Source organism: Dyella jejuensis (assembly GCF_044904675.1).
Lineage (GTDB): Bacteria > Pseudomonadota > Gammaproteobacteria > Xanthomonadales > Rhodanobacteraceae > Dyella_B > Dyella_B jejuensis.
In genome coordinates this window covers 1-911 of sequence record NZ_JADIKJ010000062.1, presented here as the reverse complement: position 1 = coordinate 911, position 911 = coordinate 1, and the positions used below count along the sequence as shown (strand labels likewise).

The 911-nt window shown below is 67.8% G+C and carries 1 pseudogene; it reads right to left on the bottom strand.

Features of this window, described 5'->3' with window-relative positions:
- Positions 1 to 911 (bottom strand): annotated as a pseudogene (locus tag ISP15_RS18275) (hypothetical protein); the annotation flags it as partial.

The following is a 911-nucleotide window of genomic DNA, read 5'->3' as shown; positions in this document are numbered from 1 at the left end:
GGCGCGCCGGCCGCGTTGGGACCTAAGCCCACGCCCACGACAGGCTGGCCATCCGCACCGACCACGGTGTTGCGGATGGCTTGGGCGCTGATGTCGAGGGCGTGGCCGGCACTCATGCGGGCGCTGAGGCGGGCGCCGGGGTCCAGGGTGAGGAAGGGCACGCTGCCGGCGGCAAGGGTGGCGTCGGTGACTGCCTGCTCGAACACACGGTCCGGATCGCCGTGCCAGCTGCCGCCGAAATCGCCGGATTTGTGTTTCATCGACACCGCTTTGGTCACCGTGGTCTGCACGGTGGCGGTGGGGGTGAAGGCGATGTTTTGCACGGTGTCGGTGCCGACGCTGCCCCCGCCCGCGTTGCCATCCTGGCCGTTGATGACCAGGTCGTTGCCGGCGGCGATCGTCGAGGTGTCGTTGAGCACCGAACCGTGGAGCGTGATGCTGCCGCCGGCCAGCAGGCGGCTTTCGGCGCTGGCGGCGCTCAGGCGGGTGATGGCGGTGATGACGTCGGTGGTGGTGCGGTAGCCATCTGCTTGCAGCGGGTCGTTGTTGTTGAGGTCGCCGTTGTTGCGGCAGGCGCGTTGATGGGGAACGTAGAGGCTGACGCAGTCGTTATAGAGGTCGGTGTCGGTGGCGCCGGTGATGGCGACGGTGGTGGTCTGGGTGTTGTGGGCTTGTTCCTCGGCGGTGAGGACGTGGGTTTCCGTATTCAGCACCCGCCGCTGGTTGGTGAACTGGTTCGTGGCGATGACGATATCGCCGCCGGCTTCGATATCGCCGGAGCGGTTGGTGACCGAATCGCTGCGCGTACCGGCGGCATCGGCGGCGAGGGTGAGGTCGCCCAGGCTGTAGAGCAGGGCGTCGCGGTTGAGCAGGTCGCCGCTGACGTAGAGGTTGAGCTGGGTGACGGCGGC